17 protein-coding genes and 1 tRNA gene are annotated in these 22976 nt (G+C 67.4%); 7 read left to right on the top strand and 11 right to left on the bottom strand.

The genetic code is table 11. The annotated features are described in order from the left end of the window. Nucleotides 1-12: 12 nt before the first annotated feature. Both LQ564_RS23095 and LQ564_RS23090 read right to left on the bottom strand, forming a co-directional pair. Nucleotides 13-297, bottom strand: a complete 285-nt coding sequence (locus LQ564_RS23095; RefSeq protein WP_231060469.1) for a hypothetical protein — start codon at nt 295-297, stop codon at nt 13-15. A gap of 276 nt (nt 298-573) precedes the next feature. After that, complete coding sequence (locus LQ564_RS23090) at nt 574-819, bottom strand: hypothetical protein (RefSeq protein ID WP_231060468.1); 246 nt, start codon at nt 817-819, stop codon at nt 574-576. A 169-nt stretch (nt 820-988) separates the two neighbouring features. On the opposite strand from LQ564_RS23090, the gene LQ564_RS23085 reads away from it, so the two are divergent. Next, nucleotides 989-3388: a penicillin acylase family protein gene (locus LQ564_RS23085; RefSeq protein ID WP_231060467.1), complete on the top strand. Its 2400-nt coding sequence runs from the start codon at nt 989-991 to the stop codon at nt 3386-3388. 96 nt (nt 3389-3484) lie between these two features. On the opposite strand, the gene LQ564_RS23080 is transcribed toward LQ564_RS23085, so the two are convergent. The 5 genes from LQ564_RS23080 to LQ564_RS23060 all read right to left on the bottom strand — a co-directional run bounded on the left by LQ564_RS23080 (nt 3485) and on the right by LQ564_RS23060 (nt 12215). Further along, nucleotides 3485-5599: a putative bifunctional diguanylate cyclase/phosphodiesterase gene (locus LQ564_RS23080; RefSeq protein ID WP_231060466.1), complete on the bottom strand. Its 2115-nt coding sequence runs from the start codon at nt 5597-5599 to the stop codon at nt 3485-3487. Between the two features lies 1 nt (nt 5600). Further along, nucleotides 5601-8444, bottom strand: a complete 2844-nt coding sequence (locus LQ564_RS23075) for a hybrid sensor histidine kinase/response regulator (RefSeq protein ID WP_231060465.1) — start codon at nt 8442-8444, stop codon at nt 5601-5603. Between the two features lie 344 nt (nt 8445-8788). Continuing rightward, complete coding sequence (locus tag LQ564_RS23070; protein WP_231060464.1) at nt 8789-9826, bottom strand: S41 family peptidase; 1038 nt, start codon at nt 9824-9826, stop codon at nt 8789-8791. A gap of 116 nt (nt 9827-9942) precedes the next feature. Further along, entirely contained in the window at nt 9943-10149 is a 207-nt protein-coding gene (locus LQ564_RS23065) for a YbdD/YjiX family protein (RefSeq protein WP_231060463.1), read from the bottom strand. Then, on the bottom strand, nt 10149-12215 hold the full coding sequence (locus tag LQ564_RS23060) for a carbon starvation CstA family protein (RefSeq protein WP_231060462.1): 2067 nt from the start codon (nt 12213-12215) through the stop codon (nt 10149-10151). The genes LQ564_RS23065 and LQ564_RS23060 overlap by 1 nt, the downstream gene beginning before the upstream one ends. 208 nt (nt 12216-12423) lie before the next feature. On the opposite strand from LQ564_RS23060, the gene LQ564_RS23055 reads away from it, so the two are divergent. The 6 genes from LQ564_RS23055 to LQ564_RS23030 all read left to right on the top strand — a co-directional run bounded on the left by LQ564_RS23055 (nt 12424) and on the right by LQ564_RS23030 (nt 18643). After that, entirely contained in the window at nt 12424-13788 is a 1365-nt protein-coding gene (locus LQ564_RS23055; protein WP_231060461.1) for a cache domain-containing protein, read from the top strand. Further along, nucleotides 13785-14429 carry a response regulator gene (locus LQ564_RS23050; RefSeq protein ID WP_231060460.1) on the top strand — a complete coding sequence of 215 codons (645 nt, stop codon included), beginning with the start codon at nt 13785-13787 and terminating at the stop codon, nt 14427-14429. Before LQ564_RS23055 ends, LQ564_RS23050 begins: the two co-directional genes overlap by 4 nt. Nucleotides 14430-14521: 92 nt before the next feature. Beyond that, nucleotides 14522-15691, top strand: coding sequence for an HDOD domain-containing protein (locus LQ564_RS23045; RefSeq protein WP_231060459.1), 1170 nt, complete (start codon nt 14522-14524; stop codon nt 15689-15691). Next, nucleotides 15684-17744, top strand: a complete 2061-nt coding sequence (locus LQ564_RS23040) for a putative bifunctional diguanylate cyclase/phosphodiesterase (protein WP_231060458.1) — start codon at nt 15684-15686, stop codon at nt 17742-17744. The genes LQ564_RS23045 and LQ564_RS23040 overlap by 8 nt, the downstream gene beginning before the upstream one ends. A 48-nt stretch (nt 17745-17792) precedes the next feature. Then, a tRNA-Ser gene (locus LQ564_RS23035) sits at nt 17793-17882 on the top strand. Nucleotides 17883-18037: 155 nt separating this feature from the next. After that, a complete protein-coding gene (locus LQ564_RS23030) occupies nt 18038-18643 on the top strand; it encodes a type IV toxin-antitoxin system AbiEi family antitoxin domain-containing protein (RefSeq protein ID WP_231060457.1) in 606 nt (201 codons plus the stop codon). Nucleotides 18644-18770: 127 nt separating this feature from the next. Here the strand turns inward: LQ564_RS23030 and LQ564_RS23025 are convergent, their stop codons facing one another. Genes LQ564_RS23025 through LQ564_RS23010 form a run of 4 tightly spaced genes read right to left on the bottom strand, consistent with a single transcriptional unit; the run spans nt 18771 to nt 22963 of the window. Next, on the bottom strand, nt 18771-19664 hold the full coding sequence (locus LQ564_RS23025; RefSeq protein WP_231060456.1) for an STM4011 family radical SAM protein: 894 nt from the start codon (nt 19662-19664) through the stop codon (nt 18771-18773). After that, entirely contained in the window at nt 19658-21037 is a 1380-nt protein-coding gene (locus tag LQ564_RS23020; protein WP_231060455.1) for an STM4012 family radical SAM protein, read from the bottom strand. Before LQ564_RS23020 ends, LQ564_RS23025 begins: the two co-directional genes overlap by 7 nt. Beyond that, nucleotides 21034-21870: an STM4013/SEN3800 family hydrolase gene (locus LQ564_RS23015; RefSeq protein WP_231060454.1), complete on the bottom strand. Its 837-nt coding sequence runs from the start codon at nt 21868-21870 to the stop codon at nt 21034-21036. The genes LQ564_RS23020 and LQ564_RS23015 overlap by 4 nt, the downstream gene beginning before the upstream one ends. Next, the gene (locus tag LQ564_RS23010; protein ID WP_231060453.1) at nt 21860-22963 is read right to left on the bottom strand and encodes an STM4014 family protein; all 1104 of its coding nucleotides are present in this window, start codon (nt 22961-22963) and stop codon (nt 21860-21862) included. The genes LQ564_RS23015 and LQ564_RS23010 overlap by 11 nt, the downstream gene beginning before the upstream one ends. Between the last annotated feature and the right edge of the window lie 13 nt (nt 22964-22976).

The following is a 22976-nucleotide window of genomic DNA, read 5'->3' as shown; positions in this document are numbered from 1 at the left end:
CCTGGCAATGTCTTACCAGTAGGGGCCCCAGAAACCGCCGCCGCGCCAGCCGCGCGGGCCGTAGCCGCCGTAATAGGACGGGCCATAGCGCCGGGCTTCGTCGCGGTTGCTGAGCTGCAGCACGCATTCGCGCCAGGGGTCGCTGTTCGGCGTGTAGCCGAGCTGGCTGCAGGCCGGTCCGAAGGTCACGACGGCCTCGGCCATTTCGGCCTGCATGCGCTCGGCGCGCTGCTGTGGCGTGGCGCAGGCGGCCAGCAGGAGGGGAAGAGCAAGGATGGGAAGGACTCGGATGCGCATGATGTTCTCCAGTATTCGCCGTCATGGCGATCGGGTTTCATGATTTGCTTTCAGTATAGGCCGCACGTTCATGATCTGCCTTGCCTATCCCAATCGTGCGACTGCAAAACCTGGTCACACGCCTGCCGTCCACGCGCCGCTCTCCCTCTGTCACTCCCTTCCTGTAGGTAAAACCTGACAAAACAAAGCGCCAAGCGCCGCCATGGCGGCCACCCTCATTGCCGCCCTGGTTGCTGCCATCGGCCGCCATCGGCGCGGCCACCGCCGCTGCTGCCGCTACGGCCGCCACGCCCCGTGGCGCCACCCCATGTGATAACCCGACATATCGTCCAGTTCCGCCTGCGAACTGCGCTCGATGACACAGTGGCGCCAGGTATCGGTATGGGGCGCGTTGCCGAGCCGGGCGCAGGCGGGCCCGTGCAACGCCATGCGCTGTTCCATGGCGGCCTGCGCCCGCGCGGCGTGCCGTTCCGGCGTACTGCACGCGGCAGCGGCCAGCGCCAGCGTGAGTATGGTTACCATCCGCATCATGTCCTCCCGGGCCGCCGTCCTGGCGGCACAATCCAGCATAGTGGCCCGACCCGCAGCATCCATGAGGTATATCAATCGTGGTAGGAAGGTGACCTCAAGTCTCTTCGCCCAGGAAATGATTTTTCTGGCAAGATACGCCCCCTAAAAACAAGGAGGAGAGATGCGACAGCCCCGTTGGAAGACCTGGACCCTGCGGGGATTGCTGGCCTTGCTCTGCCTGCTGCTGCTCGCGGCGCTGGGCGCCTGGCTCTACCTGCGCGCCAGCCTGGCCCAGCTGGACGGCGAGCGCCGCGTCCCCGGCCTGTCGGCGGCGGTGACGGTCGAGCGCGACGCCGCCGGCGTGCCCCTGATCAGCGGCAACGATCGCTTCGACGTCGCCTATGCCACCGGCTTCGTCCACGCCCAGGAACGCTTCTTCCAGATGGACTTGTTGCGCCGCACCGCCGCCGGCGAGCTGGCCGAGCTCTTCGGACCGCGCGCGCTGCCGCTGGACCGCTCGCGCCGCCTGCACCGCTTCCGCGCCCGCGCCGAACGCACCCTGGCGCGCCTGACAGTGGCTGAACGCGCCTTGCTGGACCGCTATGTGGCCGGGGCCAACGATGGCCTGAACGCACTCTCCACCAAACCCTTCGAATACGCGCTGACCGGCACCGCGGCGCGTCCCTGGACCGCAACCGACTCGCTACTGGTGGTCTGGGCCATGTACATCGACCTGCAGGGCATGCAGGAAGGCCGCGACCTGGCGCGCGGCTGGCTGCGCGAGCACAGCGACGCGCAGCAGCTGGCCTTCCTGCTGCCGGAAGCGAGCGGCTGGGACGCTACCCTCGACGGCGCAGACGCGCCCCTGGCAGCGCCGATTCCGGCCCGCGCGCCGGGCTGGTGGGGCGGTGCGCCCGACACCCCCGGCAAGCAGGTGGCGCTGCTGCGCGGCGCCGACTTCGTCGACAGCGTCGGCAGCAACAACTGGGTGGTGGCCGGCAGCCGCAGCGCGAGCGGCGCGGCGATCGTCTCGGACGACATGCACCTCGGCTTGCAGCTGCCCAACATCTGGTACCGGCTGGCGCTGCGCTTCCCGGACGGGAAGGGCGGCCAGCGCCGCATCGCCGGCGTCAGCCTGCCGGGCGCCCCGCCGACCGTCATCGCAGGCAGCAACGGCCAGGTGGCCTGGGCCTTCACCAACAGCTATGCCGACCTGATCGACCTGGTGGCGCTGGGGCGCGACCCGGCGCGTCCCGGCCAGGTGCGCCTGCCGGGCGGCTGGGAAACCCCGCTCAGCCACGTCGAGACGATCGCCGTGAAAGGCGCACCGGGCGAACGCTTCGTGGTGCAGGACACCTCGCTTGGCCCGATCCGCAGCATCGGCGGACGCGACTACGCGATGCACTGGGTGGCGCACGACGAAGCCGCGGTCAATATGCAGCACCTGAAGCTGGAGGCGGCCGCGAACGTGGAGGAGGCGCTGGCGATTGCCGCCGTCGACGGCATCCCGGCCCAGAACATGGTGGCCGGCGACGCGGCCGGCAATATCGGCTGGACCATCGCCGGCACCCTGCCGGCGCGCGCCACGCCGGCGTTCGCGGCCACCTTCCCGCTCGCGGGCGAGGCGCCGACCTGGAGCGGCCTGCTGCCGGCCGCGCGCTATCCGCGCATCGTCAACCCGGCGGACGGGCAACTGAGCAGCGCCAACAGCCGCCAGCTGATGGGCGAGGGCGCGGCCGCGATCGGCGACGGCGGCTTCGACATCGGCGCGCGCCACCGCCAGATCGCATCGAACCTGCGCGCGCTCGGCGCCCAGACCGGCGTGCGTCAGGTGTTCGAGGTGGCGCTCGACGACCGCGCCCTGTTCATCGCACCCTGGCGCGAACGCGCGCTGCGCGTGCTGGATGCCCGCGCGCTGCAGGGCCAGCCGCGGCGCGCCGAGTTCCGCCGCCTGCTCGAGCAAAGTTGGGATGGCCGCGCCAGTGTGGACTCGGTCGGCTACCGCCTGGCGCGCGGCTATATGTGGGCGCTGCACGATCTGTTCTACGGCGGCGCCGCCAAGGCCATCACCGCGCTCGACCCGAAGGCGCCGGTCGCCGGCACCACCCGCTGGCCCGACGTGGTCGCGCGCCTGCTCGATGCGCGTCCCGCCGGCTGGCTGCCCGCGGGGTATGCCGACTGGCGCGCAGTGGAACTGGCGGCGGTGGACCGTGTCATCGCGGACCTGACGCGGGACGGCGCGCAGCTCGCCGAAGCGAGTTGGGGCGCGCGCAACACGGCGGAGATCGCGCATCCGGTCAGCCTCGCGGTGCCGGCGCTCAAGCCCTTCCTCGCCGCACCGGCCGACCGCCTGCCGGGCGACGCCAACATGCCGCGCGTGGCGGGGCCGAAGTTCGGGCAGTCGGAGCGCATGACGGTGTCGCCGGGGCGGGAAGAGGAGGGGCTGTACAACATGCCGGGCGGACAGAGCGGGCATCCGTTGTCGCCGTTCTTCCTGGCGGGGCACCGGGAGTGGGTGAAGGCTGAGCCGGTGCCATTCTTGCCGGGTAAAGCGAAATACACGCTACGCTTCAAACCGTAGGGTGGGCGGTCCTCTGCCCACGCGTTCAACCAGCCGATGAATAGCTGTATCGTATGATCATCGTGTATTTGGACGCGTGGGCGGGGACCGCCCTCCCTACTTGGCCGGCAGCAGCGGCGCTTCCAGCATCCCCGTAATCGCCTCCGCACTCGACGGATGCCCCAGGTAGTAGCCCTGCACCATATCGCAGCCATACTGCTCGAGCAGCAGCAGCTGTTCGCCGGTTTCCACGCCCTCGGCCACCACCATCATCTTGAGCCCGTGCGCCATCGCGATGATGGCGCGCGTGATCGCCGCGTTCTCGGAATCCTGCGGCAGGCCGTTGATGAAGCTGCGGTCGATCTTCAGCGCGCGCACGTCGAACCGTTTCAGATAGTTCATCGACGAGTAGCCGGTGCCGAAATCGTCGATCGACAGGAACACGCCGATGCCGCGCAGCCGCTCCAGCGTCACCAGGGTCGCGCGCGCATCGTCCATCAGGGTGCCCTCGGTCAGCTCCAGCTCCAGCAGGCGCGGTTCCAGCCCCGCATCCAGCAGCGCCGAATGCACCATCTGCGACAGGTTCTCGTCCTTGAACTGCTTGGCCGACAGGTTCACCGCCATGCGCAGGGTGCGCTGGGCCTGGCGCTGCCAGACCCGGGCCTGGCGGCAGGCGGTGCGCAGCACCCATTCGCCGATCGGGACGATCAGGCCGGTCTCCTCGGCCAGCGGGATGAACTCGGTGGGCGGCACCAGGCCGCGCTCCGGATGGCGCCAGCGCACCAGCGCTTCGACGCCGACGATCTCGGAGGTGCGCACGTCGCGCTGCGGTTGATAGAGCAGATACAATTCGTCGTTCTGCAGCGCCTTGCGTAGCCCGACTTCGAGCTTCACGTGGCTCATGATCTGTATGGTCAGCGAAGAGCTGTACAGCTTGGCGTTGTTCTTGCCGCAGTTCTTGGCGTGGTACATCGCGGTGTCGGCGTACTTCAGCAGCGAGCCGCAGTCGTCGCCATCCTCGGGGAACAGCGAGATGCCGATGCTGGCGGTCACAAAAATCTCGTTGCCCTCGATGAGGAAGGGCCGCCGCATCGCTTCTTTTACACGCGTGGCGACGTTCAACGCATGCTCGACCCGCTCCAGGTCCGGGATCAGGATGGTGAATTCGTCGCCGCCCAGGCGCGCCAGGTTGGTGGCGTTGTCGCCGCGCGAGACCAGGTCGCTCGGGCGGGTGGTCTCGCGCAGGCGCTCCGACACCATCTTCAGCAGCTGGTCGCCGGCGTTGTGGCCGAGCGTGTCGTTGATGCGCTTGAAGGCGTCGAGGTCCATGAACAGCACCGCGAACTTCTTGTTGCCGATCTTCGAGCGCTGCAGCTCGCGCTCCAGCGTTTCCAGGAAAGCCTGGCGGTTCGGGATGCCGGTCAGGCTGTCGCAGTAGGCCAGGCGCCGGATCTGTTCCTCGGCGCGCTTCCTTTCACTGATGTCGCGCACCAGGCCCAGCACCTGGGAGGCGCTGGTGGCCACCAGGCGCGCCTCGAAATGCTGGGACTCGCCGCAATGTTCGAGTTCGTACTCGACCGAGCGCACCTGCTGGGTCGCCAGCACGGCGCGCATCTGCTCGATCATGCGCTGGGCGATCTCGGGCGTCAGCACGTCGGTGATGTGCTTGCCGACGCAGGGCTGCGGCTGCGGCGACATGCGGCCGCGCCCCGGGCGTTCGTTGCCCGGTTCGTAATCGAGATAGAAGCCGTCGCGGTCGAGCCGGAAGAAGGTGTCCGGAATCGCCGCCAGCACCGCGCGGTTCTGGGCGTCGGCGATGCGCAGGCGGGCGATCGCATCGCTGGCGCGCAGCACGTAGAGCACGCGGTGGCCCAGGATCGGCCAGTTGATCGGCTTCGACACGAAGTCGGTGGCGCCGGCCTCGTAGGCGCGGGTGACGGCTTCGATGTCGTCGCCGCCGGTGACCATCACGATCGGCGCCGCCGCGCCATCCTGCTCGGCCCGGCGGATCGCCTCGGCGGCCGCGAAGCCGTCCATGCGCGGCATGTCGACGTCGAGCAGGATCAGGTCCGGGCTGTGTGCGGCCGCGAGCTGCACGGCCTCGGCGCCGTCCACCGCCTCGATCGCATCCAGCCCAACCTGGGCCAGCATCTCGAGCATCAGCAGGCGCATCACCGGGTCGTCGTCCGCGACCAGGACCGTTCCGCGCTTCGGGGGAGAAGAGGCTGGCATTCTAGGTTTCCTTTTCGAGCATGGCGTGAAGCGACTGGCGGACCGACTGGAATTCGCGCTCCATGTCGGTGAGGATGCGCCCGGCGCCAGTGACGGACTCCGCGCGGCCGAGTTGTTCGAGTTCCTTGCACAGCGTGGCCAGGTGGGCGGCGCCGACGTTGGCGCTGGCCGACTTCAGGCTGTGGGCGACGCGGCGCACGCTGCCCGCGTCCGCGCCGTCGATCGCCTGGCGCAGGGTGGCGAGGTGGCGCGGGGTGTCGCCCATGTACGCCGCCACCACCTTCTGCACCAGGGCGTCGCCGCCGTCGCGGCTCAGGGCCCGGATGTTGTCGAGCGCCGCGCGGTTGACGGCGTCGCGCCGGATGACTTCCACCGCTTCAGGCGGCAGGCGCGGCGGCGCGCGCAGCGGCGCATCGTCGTGGTGGCTGGTGGCGGCCATCGCCGCCCCCACCCAGCGGCCGATCACGGCGGCCAGCTGCTGCTGGGTGAAGGGCTTGGACAGGTAGTCGTCCATCCCGGCCGCCAGGCAGGCTTCGCGGTCGCCCTGCAGCGCGTTGGCCGTGATCGCGATGACGGGCAGGGTGCGCGCGCGGCCGGCTTCGCGCTCGTGGCGGCGGATCGCGCTGGTGGCGGCGAAGCCGTCCATCACCGGCATCTGGCAATCCATCAACACCGCGTCGAATGCGCCGTGGCGCACCGCATCCAGCGCTTCCTGGCCGTTGCGCGCGCAGGTCGCTTCGATGCCCAGGCTTTCCAGCATCGCCTTGGCGACTTCGACGTTGACCGGATTGTCCTCGGCCAGCAGCACGCGGCGGATGCGTGCACGCGCAGGCGGCACGTCGGGAAGGGCAGGCGCCAGTACGGGCGCCGCGGCGTGAGCAGCTACAGGCATCGGCGGCGCATGCAGGCGCGCCGCGCAGGCCGCGAGGCAGGCATACAGGTCGGCCCCGCGCGCCGGCTTGACCAGCTGGTAGGCGACGCCGGCGGCGCGCCGCTGGGTCGGGTCGGCCGCCTGCGCTTCGGGACTGAGCAGCACCAGGTGGGTGGCGCGCGCCGCGGCGTCCGACTTGATCGAAGCCGCCAGCGCCAGGCCGCTGGTGTGGGTCAGTTCCATGTCGAGGACGGCGGCGTCGTAGGGTTTGCCGGCGCGCGCGGCGCTCAGGATGCATTCGTAGGCCGCGGCCGCGCTGGCGGCGCCGTCGGCCTGGGCGCGCCAGGCGCGCAGCTGCTCGAGCAGCTCTTCGCGGCTGTTCTCCGCCTCGTCCACCAGCAGCACGCGCAGGCCCTCCAGGGTGTGCTGCTGGTGGCCGGGCGCGCTCGGGTCGACGCGGCGCTTGTCGAAGCTGACCGTGAACCAGAAGATCGAGCCCTGCTTGGGCGCGTTGTCAACGCCGATCGCGCCCTTCATGAGTTCGACCAGCTGCTTGGAAATCGCCAGGCCCAGGCCGGTGCCGCCGTAGCGCCGCGTGGTCGAATCGTCGGCCTGCGAGAAGGCTTCGAACAGGCGCGCCCGCGCCTCGCGCGAGATGCCGATGCCGGTGTCGTGCACTTCGAAGCGCAGCATGACGGACTGCGTGTCTTCGCCGGCCACGCGCACTCGCGCCAGGATCCGGCCCTGGTCGGTGAACTTGATGGCGTTGCCGAGCAGGTTGGCCATGATCTGGCGCAGCCGGTTCGGGTCGCCGCAGATCGCGACCGGGATGTCGTTGGCGATGTCGAAGTCGAAGCCGATGCCCTTGTTCGCCGCCTGCGGCGTGTAGACGTTGTGGATGTCGTCCAGCAGGTCCCACAGGTTGAAGTTGATGTACTCGATGGTCAGCTTGCCGGCCTCGATCTTCGAAAAATCCAGGATGTCGTTGATGATCACCAGCAGGTGCTCGCCCGAGCGCTTCACCAGGGTGGTGTAGTTGCGCTGCGCCTCGGTGAGGTTGGTCGCCAGCAGCATCTCGGTCATGCCCAGCACGCCGTTCATCGGGGTCCGGATCTCGTGGCTCATGGTGGCAAGAAAAGCGCTCTTAGCGCGGCTGGCCGCTTCGGCCGCGTTCTTGGCCTTTTCCAGCTGCCCGGTGCGCACGCCGACCTGGCGTTCCAGCTCGTCGCGGTGGTGCAGCAGGGCGGCGCCGCGGTCCTCGATCTGGGCCATCATGGTGTTGAAGCTGTCGATCAGGATGCCCAGTTCATCGGTGCGCTGGTGGGCGATGCGCAGGCTGTAGTTCTGGCTGCTGGAGACTTTCTGGGCGGCCGCGATCAGCTTCGTCACCGGCTCGGCGATGCTGCGCTTGAAGCGGCCCGCCATCGCCACCGACACCAGCAGCGAAGCCATCATCGCCAGGCTCATCACCGCCAGGCCGGCGAGGATGTCGATCCAGGTGTTCACCAGGTCGGTCTCGATCATCACCACGCCCACCTGCAGCTCGCCGTCCAGCACCGGCCGGTACAGGCGCATGCTGCGCGACAGCAGGCGCTGGCCTTCGCGGTTGGCGGCGGCCAGGCCTTCGGCGTCGACGTGTTCGAGCGGCTCGGCTTCCCATTCACCGTCCGACGGGTAGTGGGCGAAGGGCTGGCCGTGGCGGTCGTACAGCACGGCGCTCGAGATGTCGCGCTTGGCGGCCAGGGTCGACAGGGCGGCGACGGCGCGCTTGCGGTCGCGCAGCACCAGCTGGTCCGCGCTGGTGGCGCCGATCACCTGGGCAAAGGTGGCCAGCTGCATCGCTTCGTCCTTGCGATGGTTGGCCACCGAGGTCGCGGCGAAGGCGGCGAACACGAAGGCCAGCGCGGTCGCGGTCGACATCAGCGAGATGATGGTCAGCTTCTGGTTCAGGCTGGAGCGCTCGAAGTTCGGCATGCTGATCCCGCAGGCACGGCGGAGCAGACCTGCAACGGACGAAGCAGGGCCTCCTTTGCGGAATGCAAATTCCCGCAAGAAAAAAATATACGGTCAGGGGGGAAGGGGGGCGTTGAGGGAGGTCAACGGGGTGTCTGGGGGAATTGTGGCGTCAGGCACGCTGCGTACCACTTCCTACGTCTTCACTGATAACGGTTGATCCGTCATCCCGGCGAATGCCGGGATCCAATTTCCTACGCAAGCCGCCACCGCTTGCGTGCACCCACCAACGTGACGCAACGAAATTGGGTTCCGGCCTTCGCCGGAAGTCGTAGGCGCCAGTGGCGCGTACGACGGTTTTTCGGTTAGTGGTTTATGGAAGCGACCAGCGGGGTACTCTCGCGTAACCGGCGCCGCATCAAGTCCTTGGCCACCGCAAGCGTCCGATCCCGCGTCGTTGCAACATCCGGCTTCACCCCCGTGCCTTCCCAATTGGTGCCGGTAATCGGACTGATGCTGCGCTGGTTCGGTATCGACGCATAGAAATGTCCTCCGAGCGGATAGATCTGGGTGGGATGCGCGCCGCCCCAGGTCGGCTCGCCAATCACGGTGGCCCGTTTCAAGGCCTGCATCGTGTACGCGACATCCTCGCCGGCGGAGCCCGTGCCGGAATCCACCAGGATCATGACCGGCTTCTTGCCGCCGTAGCGTGGTCCGGCAAGCTCCTCTTGCGTCCAGTGCTGGATCGTGTTGCCGGTATCGCGTTCCCAGATATCGTTGAGGCGGGTGCGGCGGTCGACGAAATAGCTGATCAAGTGCGGCACCGCTTGCGGATCGCCGCCGCGGTGCCCGCGCAGGTCCATGATGAGGCCCTCAGTGCCGGCAAGTTCATCCATCGCTTCGGCGAATTTTTCGCGCATGAGTGAAGCATGCGGGAAGCTGGAGATCTTCAGGTAGCCGATCTTGTCGCCCAAGCGACCGACCAGTTCGACGCCACGGTCTGCCGCCGGGCGGCGCTGCACCAGGCGCGTGAGGAAGTCGAGGTCCGGCGCAGGCCCCTCCGCTTCGTCCGTCATCGCGGGATGGTAGCCCACCTTCATGTGCAAATCCCTGGCAACATCATGCAGGTCGGCCGTGAGCTGTTTCGCCAGCCGATAGCCGTTGTCGATGCCATCGTACCTGCCTTCCTGCTGGCGCCGCTGCAAGACCGCTGCCATCTGCGTGGCCTTGTTGGGAAAGACATAGTGCGCGTTCAGCTTCGCCGCCAGGGCGTCGATCGTCTTCGCCCGCATCGCGCGATCGAGCACGGGTTCCGGGTCCGGCCGTACGGCTGATACGGCGGCGACGGCGCCGCATATGGCGAGGACAATCAAGGACAGTTTGACAGCCGATTTCTTTTCCATGCATTGAGAGTAGCACAACTATTTCCATCTGGTAGCATTTTTCATTGCTATCCGCATCTCCTCCCGCCAAAGAAAAGGGACGCCGCAGCGTCCCTTCCCGGTTCAATGCGCCGCCATCAGCAGCACGTCGCCCGCTTCCCGCCATACCTCGCTTCCTGGCGCTCGCGGAAGAACTCCTCGTACGTCATCGGCGTCTGGTCCGGATGCGTCCTTTCCATGTGCGACACATAGGTGTCGTACTCGGGCAGGCCGACCATCAGGCGCATGCTCTGCCCGAGGTACTTGCCTGCCGTTTTCCCGGCTTCGAGGAGGTCGCTGAACATCACTGCACCTGCGGATTCGGCATGGCGACGTACGGGGTCTCCCTGGCGGTCGGGCCGCCTTGCTTGCGCGACGCCAGGATGGTGCGCACGCCGTAGAACAGCACCGCCAGCACCACGATGATGAAGAAGCCGGCCAGGGTCGCATCGACGTAGTCGTTGAAGATGATGCGCTCCATCTGCTCGACCGTCTTGGCCGGCGCCAGCACCGTGCCGGCATCGTGCGCGGCCTGGAACTTGTTGGCGTGGGCCAGGAAGCCGACCTTCGGATCGGCCGAGAACACCTTCTGCCAACCGGCGGTGAGCGTACAGGCCAGCAGCCAGATGGTCGGCACGATGGTGACCCAGGCGTACTGCGCGCGCTTCATCTTGAACAGCACCACGGTGCCCAGGGTCAGCGCGACGGCGGCCAGCATCTGGTTGGCGATGCCGAACAGCGGCCACAGGGTGTTGATGCCGCCCAGCGGATCGACCACGCCCTGGTACAGGAAGTAGCCCCAGGCGGCGACGCACAGGCCGGTCGCCAGCAGGTTGGCCGGCAGCGAGTCGGTTTTCTTGAGCGACGGGGCGAAGGCGCCCAGCAGGTCCTGCAGCATGAAGCGGCCGGCGCGGGTGCCGGCGTCCACCGCGGTCAGGATGAACAGGGCCTCGAACAGGATCGCGAAGTGGTACCAGAAGGCCATCATGGCCTGGCCGCCGACCACGTTCGACAGGATGTGGGCCATGCCCACGGCGAGCGTCGGGGCGCCGCCGGCGCGCGAGATGATGGTGTGCTCGCCGACGTCCCTGGCCATCTGCTCCAGCAGTTCAGGGGTGATCACGAAGCCCATGTTCGATACCGCCAGCGCCGCGCTCTGGGCGGTGGTGCCGAGCACCGCGGCCGGGCTGTTCATGGCGAAGTAGACTCCCGGGTCGATGGTGCTTGCCGCGACCAGGGCCATGATGGCCACAAACGATTCCATCAGCATGCCGCCGTAGCCGATGAAGCGGGCGTGGGTCTCGTTCTCGATCATCTTCGGCGTGGTGCCAGAGGAGATCAGGGCGTGGAAGCCGGACACGGCGCCGCAGGCGATGGTGATGAACAGGAAGGGGAACAGGTTGCCCGACCACACCGGGCCGGTGCCGTCGATGAACTTGGTCACGGCCGGCATGCGCAGGTCCGGCGCCACGATCACGATGCCGATCGCCAGCGCCACGATGGTGCCGATCTTCAGGAAGGTCGAGAGGTAATCGCGCGGCGCCAGCAGCAGCCACACGGGGATCACGGAAGCGACGAAGCCGTAGCCGATCAGCATCCAGGTCAGCTGGGTGCCGGTGAAGGTGAACATCGGGCCCCAGGTCGGCGAGTCGTGCACCCACTGGCCGCCGATGATGGCCAGCATCAGCAGCACGAAGCCGATGATCGAGACTTCGCCGATGCGGCCGACGCGCGCATAGCGCGAGTACAGGCCCATGAACAGCGCGATCGGGATGGTGGCCATCACGGTGAACGAACCCCACGGCGAGCCGGTGAGCGCCTTCACGACGATCAGCGCCAGCACGGCCAGGATGATCACCATGATCATGAAGGTGCCGAGCAGCGCGATCAGGCCGGGGATCTCGCCCATCTCGGACTTGATCAGGTCACCGAGCGAGCGGCCGTCGCGGCGGGTCGACATGAACAGCACGATGAAGTCCTGGACGGCGCCGGCGAAGACGACGCCGGCCAGGATCCACATCATGCCCGGCAGGTAGCCCATCTGGGCCGCCAGCACGGGGCCGACCAGCGGGCCGGCGCCGGCGATCGCGGCGAAGTGGTGGCCGAACAGCACGTAGCGGTTGGTCGGGACGTAGTCCAGGCCGTCGTTGTACTTGTAGGCCGGGGTCTGGCGGGTCGGATCGAGGCCGAGCGCCTTGTAGGCGATGTACTTGCTGTAGAAGCGGTAGGCGATCAGGTAGACGCAGACCGCCGCGGCGACGATCCAGATCGCATTGATGGTCTCGCCGCGCTTGACCGCGACGTACCCGAGCGAAAAGGCGCCGAGGATCGATAGCGCGATCCAGCCGAGCATGCTCGACATTCGTTTCATGGTGCTCCTCCGAGGATGGAATTGTTGTGGCCCGCATCGCGACAGCCTCTGCGGGCGGATTTCTGGACAGGCTACCTGTGAGTATGTTGCATGATTATCAGCACGACAAGCGCATGATTACGGAGGCGCTGCGTAATAGTACGTATGCGGATGAGTTGGCCCGGGCTTAAAATGCGCATTTGGTTTTTACCGCCGTCCGGCGCAATACATGAAACTCCGGCAAAAGGTCATCGTCCTGGCCATCGCCCCTCTCATCGTCGCCCTGTGCGCCATCGCCCTGTTCGTGCGCCAGCAGGCGGTCGACCTGGCGCGCCAGCAGCGCGCCACCATCCAGCGCGCCTACCTGGCCAGCAAGGAGGCCGAGCTGCGCCACTACGTGGCCCTGGCCAGCCAGTCGATCGGCCACCTGGTGCAGTCGGGCCGCAGCGACCCGGCCACGCGGGAGGAAGCCATGCGCATCCTCGGCTCGCTCAGCTTCGGCGACGACGGCTACTTCTTCGTCTACGACATGAAGGGAACAAGCCTGATGCACCCGCGCCAGCCCGAGCTGGTCGGCACCGATATGTGGAACTGGACCGATGCCAACGGCGTGCCGACCATCCGGCGACTGATCGAGCGCGCGCAGAGCGGCGGGGGCTTCCACCGCTATATGTGGGAAAAGCCATCCTCGCACCGCCCGGCGCCCAAGCTCGGCTACGTGGTGCCGGTCGCGAACTGGGGCTGGATGATGGGCACCGGGATCTACCTCGACGACGTGGAGAGCGCGCTGGCCCAGATCGACGCCCAGCAGTCGCGCAATATCGACGAGACCCTGCTGTGGATCGCGGGCCTGGCGATCCTGGTCTCCTGCGCGGTGGCCGCCGGCGGCCTGGTATTGAACCTGCGCGAGCTGCGCGTGGCCGACGCCAAGCTGAAGGCCCTGGCCCAGCGCGTGGTCGACTCGCAGGAGCAGGAGCGGGCGCGCCTGTCGCGCGACCTGCACGACGGGATCAGCCAGGCGCTGGTCTCCGTCAAACTGCAGCTGGAAGCCGGCATCATCCGCCTTGGCGGCGACGGCGCGCAGCAGCAGGCCGGCAAGGAAGGGCTGGAGCGCACGGTGGAGCAGGTGAAATCGGTGCTGGGCGAGGTGCGCCGCATCTCGCACGACCTGCGTCCGGCCCTGCTCGACGACCTGGGCCTGGCCCCGGCGCTCGATTACCTGGCCAGCGAAGCGGGCCGCCACAGCGGCACGCCGGTGCGCTTCCGCGTCGAAGGGGCGGTGGACGCGCTGCCCGAGACGGCCGGCACGGTGCTGTTCCGCATCGCCCAGGAAGCGCTGACCAATGCCGAGCGCCACGCCGGCGCGCGCATCATCGACATGTCGCTGGCGCGGCGCGGCCGCTGCCTGACCTTGACGATCCAGGACGACGGCGCCGGCTTCGACGCCGACAAGGTGGCCGGCCACCCGCAGCGCGGCATCGGCCTGCGCAATATGATGGAGCGGATGGAAGCGATCGGCGGACGATTCGCCATCGCTTCCAGCGCCCAGGGCACCCGCGTGGTGGCCAGCATCGACCTCGAGGAACACGCATGAGTGACGCGGACATTTCTATTTTGCTGGTGGACGACCACCCCCTGGTGCGCGACGGCCTGCGCGCCCGCCTGGAAGCGGCGCCGCGCCTGCGCGTGGTGGGCGAGGCCGGCTCCGCCGAAGAGGCGCTGGAGCAGGCCGGCCTCCTGCAGCCCGACCTGGTGCTGATGGACGTGAACATGCGCGGCGGGAGCAACACCAGCGGCATCGAAGCCACCGCGCGCCTGCTCGAGCGCTACCCCGACATTGCGGTGCTGATGCTGTCGATGCACGACCGCCCCGAATACGTGACCCAGGCGATCCAGGCCGGCGCGCGCGGCTACGTGCTCAAGGATGCGCCGGGCAAGGACATCGTGCTGGCGATCGACACCGTAATGGGCGGCGGCATCTACTACAGCGCCGCCCTGGCGCGCCAGCTGGCCAGCCCGCCGGCGGCCTCCACCGGCGTCGGCGAGGGCCTGACCGCGCGCGAACAGGAAATCCTGCGCTTCATCGCGGCCGGCCAGTCGAACAAGGGCATCGCGCGCGAGCTCGACCTGTCGGTGCGCACGGTCGAGACCCACCGCCTGAACATCAAGCGCAAGCTCGGCATCGAGGGCCAGGCCGAGCTGATTCGCTATGCAATACAACATGCGGGGCTATAAAGTCTGTATGTAAGTGTCCTCGGGGCAATACAAGTGTTGCTTTCTCGTAAGCACTACAATAAGATTGACTGAATATCATTGATACACCTGTCATGGCCGAGTTCGACCACAATGCATTTCCGCTGGTAGCAATCGATCCGGTCGCCAATGGGCAGAACGAATGGGTGGCGCTGTGCCTGCGGGTGCCCGCTGGTCCGGGCATGCCGCAGCGCCTGCAGGCGGTCTTCGGCACGCCCGACCTGCTGGCCGCGATCGCGCCGCTCGACGGCCTCCTGATGCTCGACGATCCGCACGCCCTCACGCCGCCGGTGCTGGCCCTGCTGCCCGCCAACCGGATCGGCTTCGTGGTCGCTGCAAGCGCGCTGGCGCAGGACGGCGTGGCGCGCCGCCTGGCCGAACTCCATGAATTCGGCTACCGCATCTGGCTCGACGGCGCCGTACCCGAAGGCGCCAAGGCGCCGGCGGCGCTGCGCACCGTCGCGCGCGACTGCAGCCTCGACGCACCGCCGCCCGGCCGCCTGGTCGCCCTGTTCGGCCCGCACCTGGCCACCCGCGTCGACAGCGCGCAGCGCTTCGGCGACTGCGAGACCTCCGGCTTCGACTGGTTCAGCGGCGACTATCCCTATGACCCCGTGCTCGCGGCGGAGGGCGGCGACGGCAGCTCGCGCAAGCGCATCCTGACCTTGCTCGGCCTGCTGGCGCGCGACGCCGACTCGCGTGAACTGGAGAACCAGCTCAAGCAGGACCCGGCGCTGTCCTTCCACCTGTTGAAACTCGTGAACTCGGCGGCCTTCGCGGTCAGCACCCAGATCACCAGCTTCAACCAGGCCATCAGCCTGCTCGGACGGCGCCAGTTGCAGCGCTGGCTGCAGCTATTGTTGTATGCGCGCCAGCAGCCCGACGGCCTGCCAAATTTGCTGCTGCCGCTGGCCGCGCGCCGCGGCGCCCAGCTGGAAGCCTTGTGCAAGGAAGGAGGAGGGGAGCGCGACGACTGCGACCTGGCCTTCATGACCGGCGTGTTCTCGTTGCTGGACCGCCTGCTGCAGATGTCGATGCAAGACATCGTCGCGGAGCTCTACCTGCCGGAGCATGTGGAAGACGCTCTGTTGACGCGCGCCGGAGAACTGGGAAGCTGGCTGCGGCTGGCAGAGATCCGGCCGTCGGAGGCGGACCTCGCCGACGCGGGCGTCAGCCCCGGCGCCTGGTGGCACAGCCAATTACACGCCTATCACTGGGCAATTCAGGTAGGCCGCAATGTCTGACGTGCACGCACTGGTCCCCGCCCATACGTCGCTCGACTTCGTCGGCGCTTCCAGTGCAGTGTGCGATGCGGTGCTGCGCCTGCGCGGCGACACCCTGTACGCCGCCCTGGGCGGCGCGGCCGCTGGCCTGCTGGACAGCGCGCGCGGCCGCTTCCTGCCCGGCGCCGCCGTCGCCGCCCCCATCGCCCCCGGCCCGGTGCTGCGCCAGGTGGTGGCGGGCGTGTCCGAGCAGTTCGGCTTCTACGAGGTGGCGGGCCGCCCCAGCTACAGCGCCGAGGATGCGCGCCTGCTGGCAGGCCTGGCGCACCTGACGGCATCGCTGATGCAGGTGCACTCGCTGGCGCAGCGCTCGACCCACGCCTATGCGCAGATGGAAGCGCAGCTGGCGCACCAGTCGCAGATCCTCGACCAGATCCACGAATCGGTCCTGACCATGGACCAGATGGGCTACATCACCAGCTGGAACCGCGGCGCCGAAGAGCTGTTCGGCTACACGGCGCTGGAAGCGATCGGCCGCAACATCCTGTTCCTGTACGCGGACGAAGACGAAAACGAGGACATGCCGGATGCCTTCGCCGAAGGCGGCGGACGCATGATGGAAGTGAAGCGCCGCAAGAAGTCGGGCGAGGTGTTCTGGGCCAGCCTGTCGCTCTCTCCCTTGCGCGACCTGGCCGAGCGGCCGATCGGCCTGATCGCCTATCTCACCGACATCACCGAACGCAAGCAGGCCGAGGAACAGCTGCACCACCTGGCCTATTACGACGAACTCACCGGCCTGCCGAACCGTACCCTGTTCGCGCGCCTGGTCGACCAGGCCCTGATGGTCGCGCAGCGCAACGAGGCTTCCGGCTGTGTGCTGTTCATGGACCTGAACCGCTTCAAGCGCATCAACGATACCCTGGGCCGCCGCATCGGCGACGAGCTGCTGCGCCAGGTCGCCCAGCGCCTGCGCGACACCTTGCGCGACGAGGACGTCGTGGCGCGCCTGTCGGGCGACGAATTCGCGGTCGGCCTGTTCGACATCCGCCAGCATTTCGAAGCGACCACGGTGGCCCAGAAGCTGCAGCTGGCGCTCGACGCCCCCTTCCTGATCGCCGGCCACGACCTGCGCGTGGGCGCCAGCATCGGCATCAGCGTGTATCCGCAGGACGGCAGCGATGCCGAGACCTTGCTCGGCCTGGCCGACATCGCGATGGAGCGCGCCAAGCAGGCGGCCGCCAATCCGGACCGCAGCGTGGCCTTCTACAGCCAGGACATGAACCAGGGCATGCAGGAGCGCATGCGCATCGAATCCGGCCTGCGCCAGGCGCTGGGCAACGGAGAGCTGATCCTGTACTACCAGCCGAAGTTCGAGATCGGCAGCGACCGCATCGTCGGCGCCGAAGCGCTGGTGCGCTGGGTCCACCCGACCCGCGGCATCGTGCCGCCGGGGGAATTCATTCCGCTGGCCGAGACCACTGGACTGATCGTGCAGGTGGGCGAGTGGGTGCTGGAGCAGGCTTGCGCGCAGGCCGCGATCTGGCAGCGTGCGGGCGTGCCGCCGTTCCGCCTGGCGGTGAACGTGTCGGCGCGCGAGTTCACGGCATCGCTGCCGGAGCGTGTGGCCGATACCTTGGCGCGCTACCAGCTTGATCCCTCTTGGCTGGAGCTGGAGATCACCGAGAGCACGCTGATGCACGACTTCGAACGCGTGACGGGGATCATGGACCATATCAACACGCTTGGGGTGGCGCTGTCGCTGGACGATTTCGGGACCGGGTATTCGAGCTTGTCGTATCTGAAGCGCTTCCCGATCGATACGCTCAAGATCGATCGTTCGTTCACGACCGGGATTCCGGCGGACGGCAGCGACTGCGCGATCGCGGGGACCATCATCAGCATGGCGCGCCAGCTGGGCTTGCGCGTGATCGCCGAAGGCGTGGAGACCGTGGAGCAGCTGGACTTCCTGCGCGAGGCGGGGTGCGATGAAGTGCAGGGCTACCTGTACAGCAAGCCGCTGCCGCCGGTCGACTTCGAGCGCGGCCTGCGCGAGAACTGGTTGCTGGTGGCCTGATTGTCCTGACCGGCGTTGATGATTTATGTATAATGCCAGCTCTTCACAGGAAGCGTGGCCGAGTGGTTGAAGGCAGCAGTCTTGAAAACTGCCGACGGGGGAACCCGTTCGTGAGTTCGAATCTCACCGCTTCCGCCAAGCATACTGAACAAGAGCGCCACGTGCCGGAGCTCTTTTCATTCCGCCGGTCGTAACTCTGCGAGCAATACATCAGAAACCGGTCTGAAATGCACATCTCAAACAAAATGTCGGCAAATATAAATAAATGCCGATGTTTTGTGTAGATTGGCTTCATGAGTCAACAAGCCGAACAAATTCTTGAGCTCGCCCGATCAAAAGGCATACTTCGCACACGAGACGTGGACAGCGTCGCCCTACCGCGAGTGCTGCTGGCATCGTTGACTGATGAGGGACGGCTTCTCAAGCTCGGTCGAGGCCTCTACACATTGCCCGACCGCGCTGCGTCCGAGCACGACAGCTTTGCGGAGGTCGCCACGCGTAGTGAAAACGGGGTCCTATGTCTGTTCTCAGCGCTGCGCTTCCACGATCTGACCACGCAGCAGCCGTCGGACGTGTGGCTCGCCATACCGCATAAAGCCCGCGCACCGCGTTTCGACTATCCGCCAATCCGGATCGTTCGCATGTCCGGGTTGGCAATGACCGAAGGCGTCGAAACTGCCGACGTCGGCGGCGCCCAGGTTCGGGTGTTTGGTGTGGCGAAGACGGTTGCTGACTGCTTCAAGTTTCGCAACAAGATTGGTCTTGATGTCGCGCTCGAAGCCCTGCGCGAAGCCTGGAACGGAAAGCGTACGACGATGGAGGAGTTGTGGCGCCACGCGGAGATCTGCCGAGTAGCAAATGTGATGCGCCCCTATCTGGAGACGGTAGCGGCAGCATGAAATCAACAGGATGAAACCTCGATAAGCGATGCGGCGACTAGACCGTACAATCGCCGCATGATGTGCGGAGATTAAAAATATATCTGGCAGCGGTGGTCCTTACCTCTGAGCCAATGGCAGCGAATGCTTAGCGTGCGAGCACTGGAATCCGCGCCAGCACGCCATCATCGAAATCGTCGTAGAACGGCAAATCACGCCGATGCGCATAGCCGATATAACAGTCGCACTTGAAACGCGGGCAGGTGCGCTCCTGCAGGATCATATCGAGCGAGTCGACATATAAATTGCCGAGTCGCTCCGGCAGAAAGTGGCACCGTCGCAGCTCCCCATCGCCATCGACCGACAACACCTCGGCGCCCGCCCGGCAAGGCTTGCCGCGCGACGGCGCTGGCCGGCGGTTATACGCGAACCATGGATCGACCCCATCGAGCCATTGCAGGTCTTCCTTCCCGTAATAGCCAGGCCCCCGCCGATCGAAGGCATTGAGCCAGACGTAGCGGTGCGAAGGCAACTCAGCACGCAGTGCACGGATCGCCTCGAAATGCTCGCGCATTGCCACCACCCCGACCGAGTACTCGACGCCCAGCCGCTCCAACCGCCGGCAGCGCTCGAGAAACCGGTCGAGGGTCGTCTGGTCCGGATGATAGGTACACCACAGGCTCACCTTCGCCTGCTGCGCATCCTCCAGCCACCCCAGCGGCCCCGACAGATTGGTCTGCAGCGCCACCCTGTGCACATGCGGCATCTGCGACAAATCCCGGATCGCGTCCCGATAATGCCGTCGCACCAGCGCCTCGCCCCACGGCGTGAACAGCACGCTGATCGGCCGCTGCTGCCTTCCGACCCAGTCCACGAAGCGCGCCACCTCGGCCGCATCCTGCCGCAGCCTGGCGCGGCTATCCTGCCGCTTCGCGAACGGACAATAATGGCAATCGTAATTACAGCTCTCCAACGTGCCCCGGTACAGCAGCGACAACACCGGCTGCGCTTCCAGTGCCGGCGTCGGAACCATCGCTAGCATGCCGGCGCACCTTCGGCCATCAGCGCGCGCACCGTGTCCGACGCCAGCCACGGCCCGATCGTGTCCGCATACGCATAGCCGCGATCGTTCAGGCGCAGCATGCCGGCCTGCGCATCGACCAGCCCGAGCTGGTCCAGCTCCAGCAACTGCGGCAGGTCCTGCAGACAGTCGCTGCCGAAGCGCTGCCGGTAGCTCGCCAGGTCCAGTCCCGGTTCCGTCAACAGTGACTGGATCGCGTAGCGCCTGCGCTGGTCTTCCGCCCCGAGCGCGAAGCCGTGGCGGGCCTGTGCGAAGCCTGCCGCATCGAGCGCCAGGTAGTCCTCGATGATGTCGATGGTGCCGCTGCGCCCCACCGCGTAATCGGTCGCGTAATGCAGGCGCTGCGTATAGCTGCGCGCGCCGGCGCCGAGGCCCACCATGCCGTCGTTCTGGCAGCAGTAGGAGGGGCCGTCCTGCTGCGGCGCGTGCGGCGCGCGGAACATGCGCATCGATACCTGCTCGTAGCCGCACGCGCGCAGGTGGTCGCGCGCCGCCTCGTACAGGGACAGGCGGCTGTCGCCGGCCGGATTGAGCATCACCGGGTCGAACGAGGTGGCGCCCTGGCGCCGCGCGACCTTGCCCAGGCCCGTGTGCGGGCGCACGTACAGCGGGTACAGGTACAGCTCCTCGGGCGCGAAGGCGAGGGCGCTGTCGATCGAGGCCAGCAGGCTGGCAACCGTCTGGCCGGCGATGCCGTAGATGAGGTCGAGGTTCAGGGTCGGAAAGCCCGCCGCGCGGATGTTGCCGATGGCGCGCTGCACGACATCGTTCTGCTGCGGCCGCGCCAGCGAGCGCATCTCGTTCGCGGCGAAGCTCTGGATACCGAGGCTGACGCGGTCGATGCCCATGCTGCGGCACACGGCAAGCCGTTCTGGCGTCGCGGTTTCCGGCGAGGCTTCGATGCCGGCCGGTGTCGCCTGCAGGTCGATGCCGAGGATGTCGCGCGCGCCTTCGAGCAGGGCTTGCAGCTGCGCGGGAGAGAGGTAGGTCGGCGTGCCGCCGCCCATGGCGAAGCGGGCGAACTGGCGCTCGCCGAGCACCGCGTCGAGCGCGCGCATCTGCAGCAGGACTTGCGCCACATAGCGCTCGACCAGTTCAGGCGACGGACGCGCCATCGCGAACAGGTTGCAGAAGCCGCAGCGCATCTCGCAAAAAGGGATGTGGATGTAGGCGAACAGCGCCGAGCGGTCCTGTTCCGCCCACAGCCGCGCCAGGGACTCGGGCTGCGCCAGCGGGCGGTAGGCCGACTTGTGCGGATAGGAATACGAATAGGCCTGGTAGGGCGTATCACGCATGCGCTGGGCGAGCGTGCCGGCGAGGTCGGACTGGTTCACGATGTGCCCCCTTCTGGTTGATCGATGAAGAAATGCGCGTACGGGACGGTCCACACGCTCTCGTGCGCGACGCGGTGGCCATGGTAGCCTTCTTCGCCATAGGCGCTGCCGTGGTCGGAGCAGGCGATGACGAAGGTCGGCGCGCGGCCGGCGCAGGCGGCCAGCAGCGGCGCCAGCGCCCGGTCCACATAGCGCAGCGCCGCCGCATGGCTGTCGAGGTTGTCCTTCCTGCAGCCGGCCAGGTAGCCGCGGTTCGGATAATGGATCGCGGCCACGTTGAGGAACAGGAAAACGCGCTGCCCGCCTAGTTCGCGCAGGCGCTGCGTCGCCAGCGCCACCTGCAGCTCGGTCGAGCGTCGATGTTCCACGCCCAGCACCGGCTTCCAGTGGCTCTCGTCGAACATGTCGGGCAGGACGCAGCCGAGCGGCGTCTGCTTGTTGAAGAAGCCGACGCCGCCGATGCAGATGGTGCGGTAGCCGGCCTCGCGCAGGCCGGCGACGATGCTCGCCTCCTCGAACACGCGGGTATGCGGCGAGGTCGTCTCGCTGCCGCGAAAAGCCGTGGCGAACAGGCGCGCGTGGCGTCCCGGCGCTGCGGGCGTGGGCAGGAAGCCGGCGAAGAAGGCGTGGTGCGCCGCATACGTAAACGTGGCCGGGCTGTGGCGCCGCTCCCAGCCGTCCGGCGGCAGGTAGCGCCCGAGCACCGGCAGTTCGCCGGCCTCGTACAGGGCTTGCGCGACGTCGTAGCGCAGCGTGTCGAGCGTGATGAAGACGATGTCGTGGCTGCCGACCACGGCGTTCATGTCGGGGATCGTGGCGTGGTCAAGCTTCATGGCGGACGAATGATTGCAACTGGCCGGCATAGCTGTCCAGGCCATCGTGAAGGAGGCCGGGCAGCAGGTCGCCGAAGGCGTTCGCTTCCAGCACATGGGCCTTGCCCTGCCTGGCGACGATGTCCAGGCCGATCACGTGGCTGGCCGGGAAAGCCGCCGCCGCGCCGTGCGCCGTCGCCGTGAGCGCGGCGCGGTCGGCGCTATCGAGCAGCGCGTCGACGTCGGCGCGGCGGTTATCCAGGTGCAGGTTGGTCATCATCGACGCGCCCACGCGCGCGACCCGGTGCGCGGCCTGGCCGCCGATGGTGAGCACGCGCACGTCGTAGTGCGCCATGCCGTGGCGCGGCTTGGGCAGCCAGCCTTCCAGATACGCTTCCTGGGCAGCCAGCAGGTCGACCAGCTGGACGATGTCCGCGTGCCTGTCATAGCGGCGCAGGCGCTTGACGTTGTAGACGACCGAACCGGCCAGGTGCGCCGAACTGGTGGTCTGTTCGGCGCCGCGCCCATTGCGCCGGTAGGCGATCACGCCGGACGCACTGGAACCGTAGCGCGCCTTGATGAAGACCCGGTCCAGACGATGCTCGTCGAGCAGCGCGCGCAAGTGGTCATAGCCTTCCACCAGTCCGAACAGCCGAGCCACCGGCACGCCGTGCGCCTGCAGATGCTGCTGGCAGCGCAGCTTGTCGGTCATCAGGAGCAGTTCGTGCGGCGCGTTCAGCACGCGCACATGGGGCTGGCGGGCGAGGAGGGCGGCGACGGCTTCCATGGCGCGGGTGAAGCCCTTGAACCAGGCGGCCGACAGCGACAGTTCTCCGTGTTCGGGCGCGCGTGGCGCGGGAAGGCCGAGCGCTGCGCAACCGTTGGTGAGCAAGGCGTGGTGCAAGGTAGCGTCGTCGCCGGGCGATTCGATCTTCAGCACGCAGGGGCGGGCCACGGCGGCGTCGAGCAGCGCCGGCCTGGCCAGCCAGTCGCGCCACTCGATCACCTGCGCCGGCGCCAGGCCGAGCGCCGCGCGTGCCGCATGCATCAGGCGCACGCGCTTGCCGGCGCCGACGCCGAGCAGCACGAAAGGCAGCACCGCACCTGCCGTCATCTGGATTGGAGCC

This window comes from Massilia phyllostachyos (assembly GCF_021044825.1).
In the GTDB taxonomy this organism is placed as follows: Bacteria; Pseudomonadota; Gammaproteobacteria; order Burkholderiales; family Burkholderiaceae_D; genus Telluria; species Telluria phyllostachyos.
Note: the sequence above shows the minus strand (reverse complement) of the source record. Positions and strands in the feature narration are given on the sequence as shown.

What these genes read in the sequence shown, in the direction of transcription:
- LQ564_RS23095 (WP_231060469.1), bottom strand. Translation starts at nt 297, where the DNA reads ATGCGCATCCGAGTCCTTCCCATCCTTGCTCTTCCCCTCCTGCTGGCC.
- LQ564_RS23090 (WP_231060468.1), bottom strand. Translation starts at nt 819, where the DNA reads ATGGTAACCATACTCACGCTGGCGCTGGCCGCTGCCGCGTGCAGTACG.
- LQ564_RS23085 (WP_231060467.1), top strand. Translation starts at nt 989, where the DNA reads ATGCGACAGCCCCGTTGGAAGACCTGGACCCTGCGGGGATTGCTGGCC.
- LQ564_RS23080 (WP_231060466.1), bottom strand. Translation starts at nt 5,599, where the DNA reads ATGCCAGCCTCTTCTCCCCCGAAGCGCGGAACGGTCCTGGTCGCGGAC.
- LQ564_RS23075 (WP_231060465.1), bottom strand. Translation starts at nt 8,444, where the DNA reads ATGCCGAACTTCGAGCGCTCCAGCCTGAACCAGAAGCTGACCATCATC.
- LQ564_RS23070 (WP_231060464.1), bottom strand. Translation starts at nt 9,826, where the DNA reads ATGGAAAAGAAATCGGCTGTCAAACTGTCCTTGATTGTCCTCGCCATA.
- LQ564_RS23065 (WP_231060463.1), bottom strand. Translation starts at nt 10,149, where the DNA reads ATGTTCAGCGACCTCCTCGAAGCCGGGAAAACGGCAGGCAAGTACCTC.
- LQ564_RS23060 (WP_231060462.1), bottom strand. Translation starts at nt 12,215, where the DNA reads ATGAAACGAATGTCGAGCATGCTCGGCTGGATCGCGCTATCGATCCTC.
- LQ564_RS23055 (WP_231060461.1), top strand. Translation starts at nt 12,424, where the DNA reads ATGAAACTCCGGCAAAAGGTCATCGTCCTGGCCATCGCCCCTCTCATC.
- LQ564_RS23050 (WP_231060460.1), top strand. Translation starts at nt 13,785, where the DNA reads ATGAGTGACGCGGACATTTCTATTTTGCTGGTGGACGACCACCCCCTG.
- LQ564_RS23045 (WP_231060459.1), top strand. Translation starts at nt 14,522, where the DNA reads ATGGCCGAGTTCGACCACAATGCATTTCCGCTGGTAGCAATCGATCCG.
- LQ564_RS23040 (WP_231060458.1), top strand. Translation starts at nt 15,684, where the DNA reads ATGTCTGACGTGCACGCACTGGTCCCCGCCCATACGTCGCTCGACTTC.
- LQ564_RS23030 (WP_231060457.1), top strand. Translation starts at nt 18,038, where the DNA reads ATGAGTCAACAAGCCGAACAAATTCTTGAGCTCGCCCGATCAAAAGGC.
- LQ564_RS23025 (WP_231060456.1), bottom strand. Translation starts at nt 19,664, where the DNA reads ATGCTAGCGATGGTTCCGACGCCGGCACTGGAAGCGCAGCCGGTGTTG.
- LQ564_RS23015 (WP_231060454.1), bottom strand. Translation starts at nt 21,870, where the DNA reads ATGAAGCTTGACCACGCCACGATCCCCGACATGAACGCCGTGGTCGGC.
- LQ564_RS23010 (WP_231060453.1), bottom strand. Translation starts at nt 22,963, where the DNA reads ATGACGGCAGGTGCGGTGCTGCCTTTCGTGCTGCTCGGCGTCGGCGCC.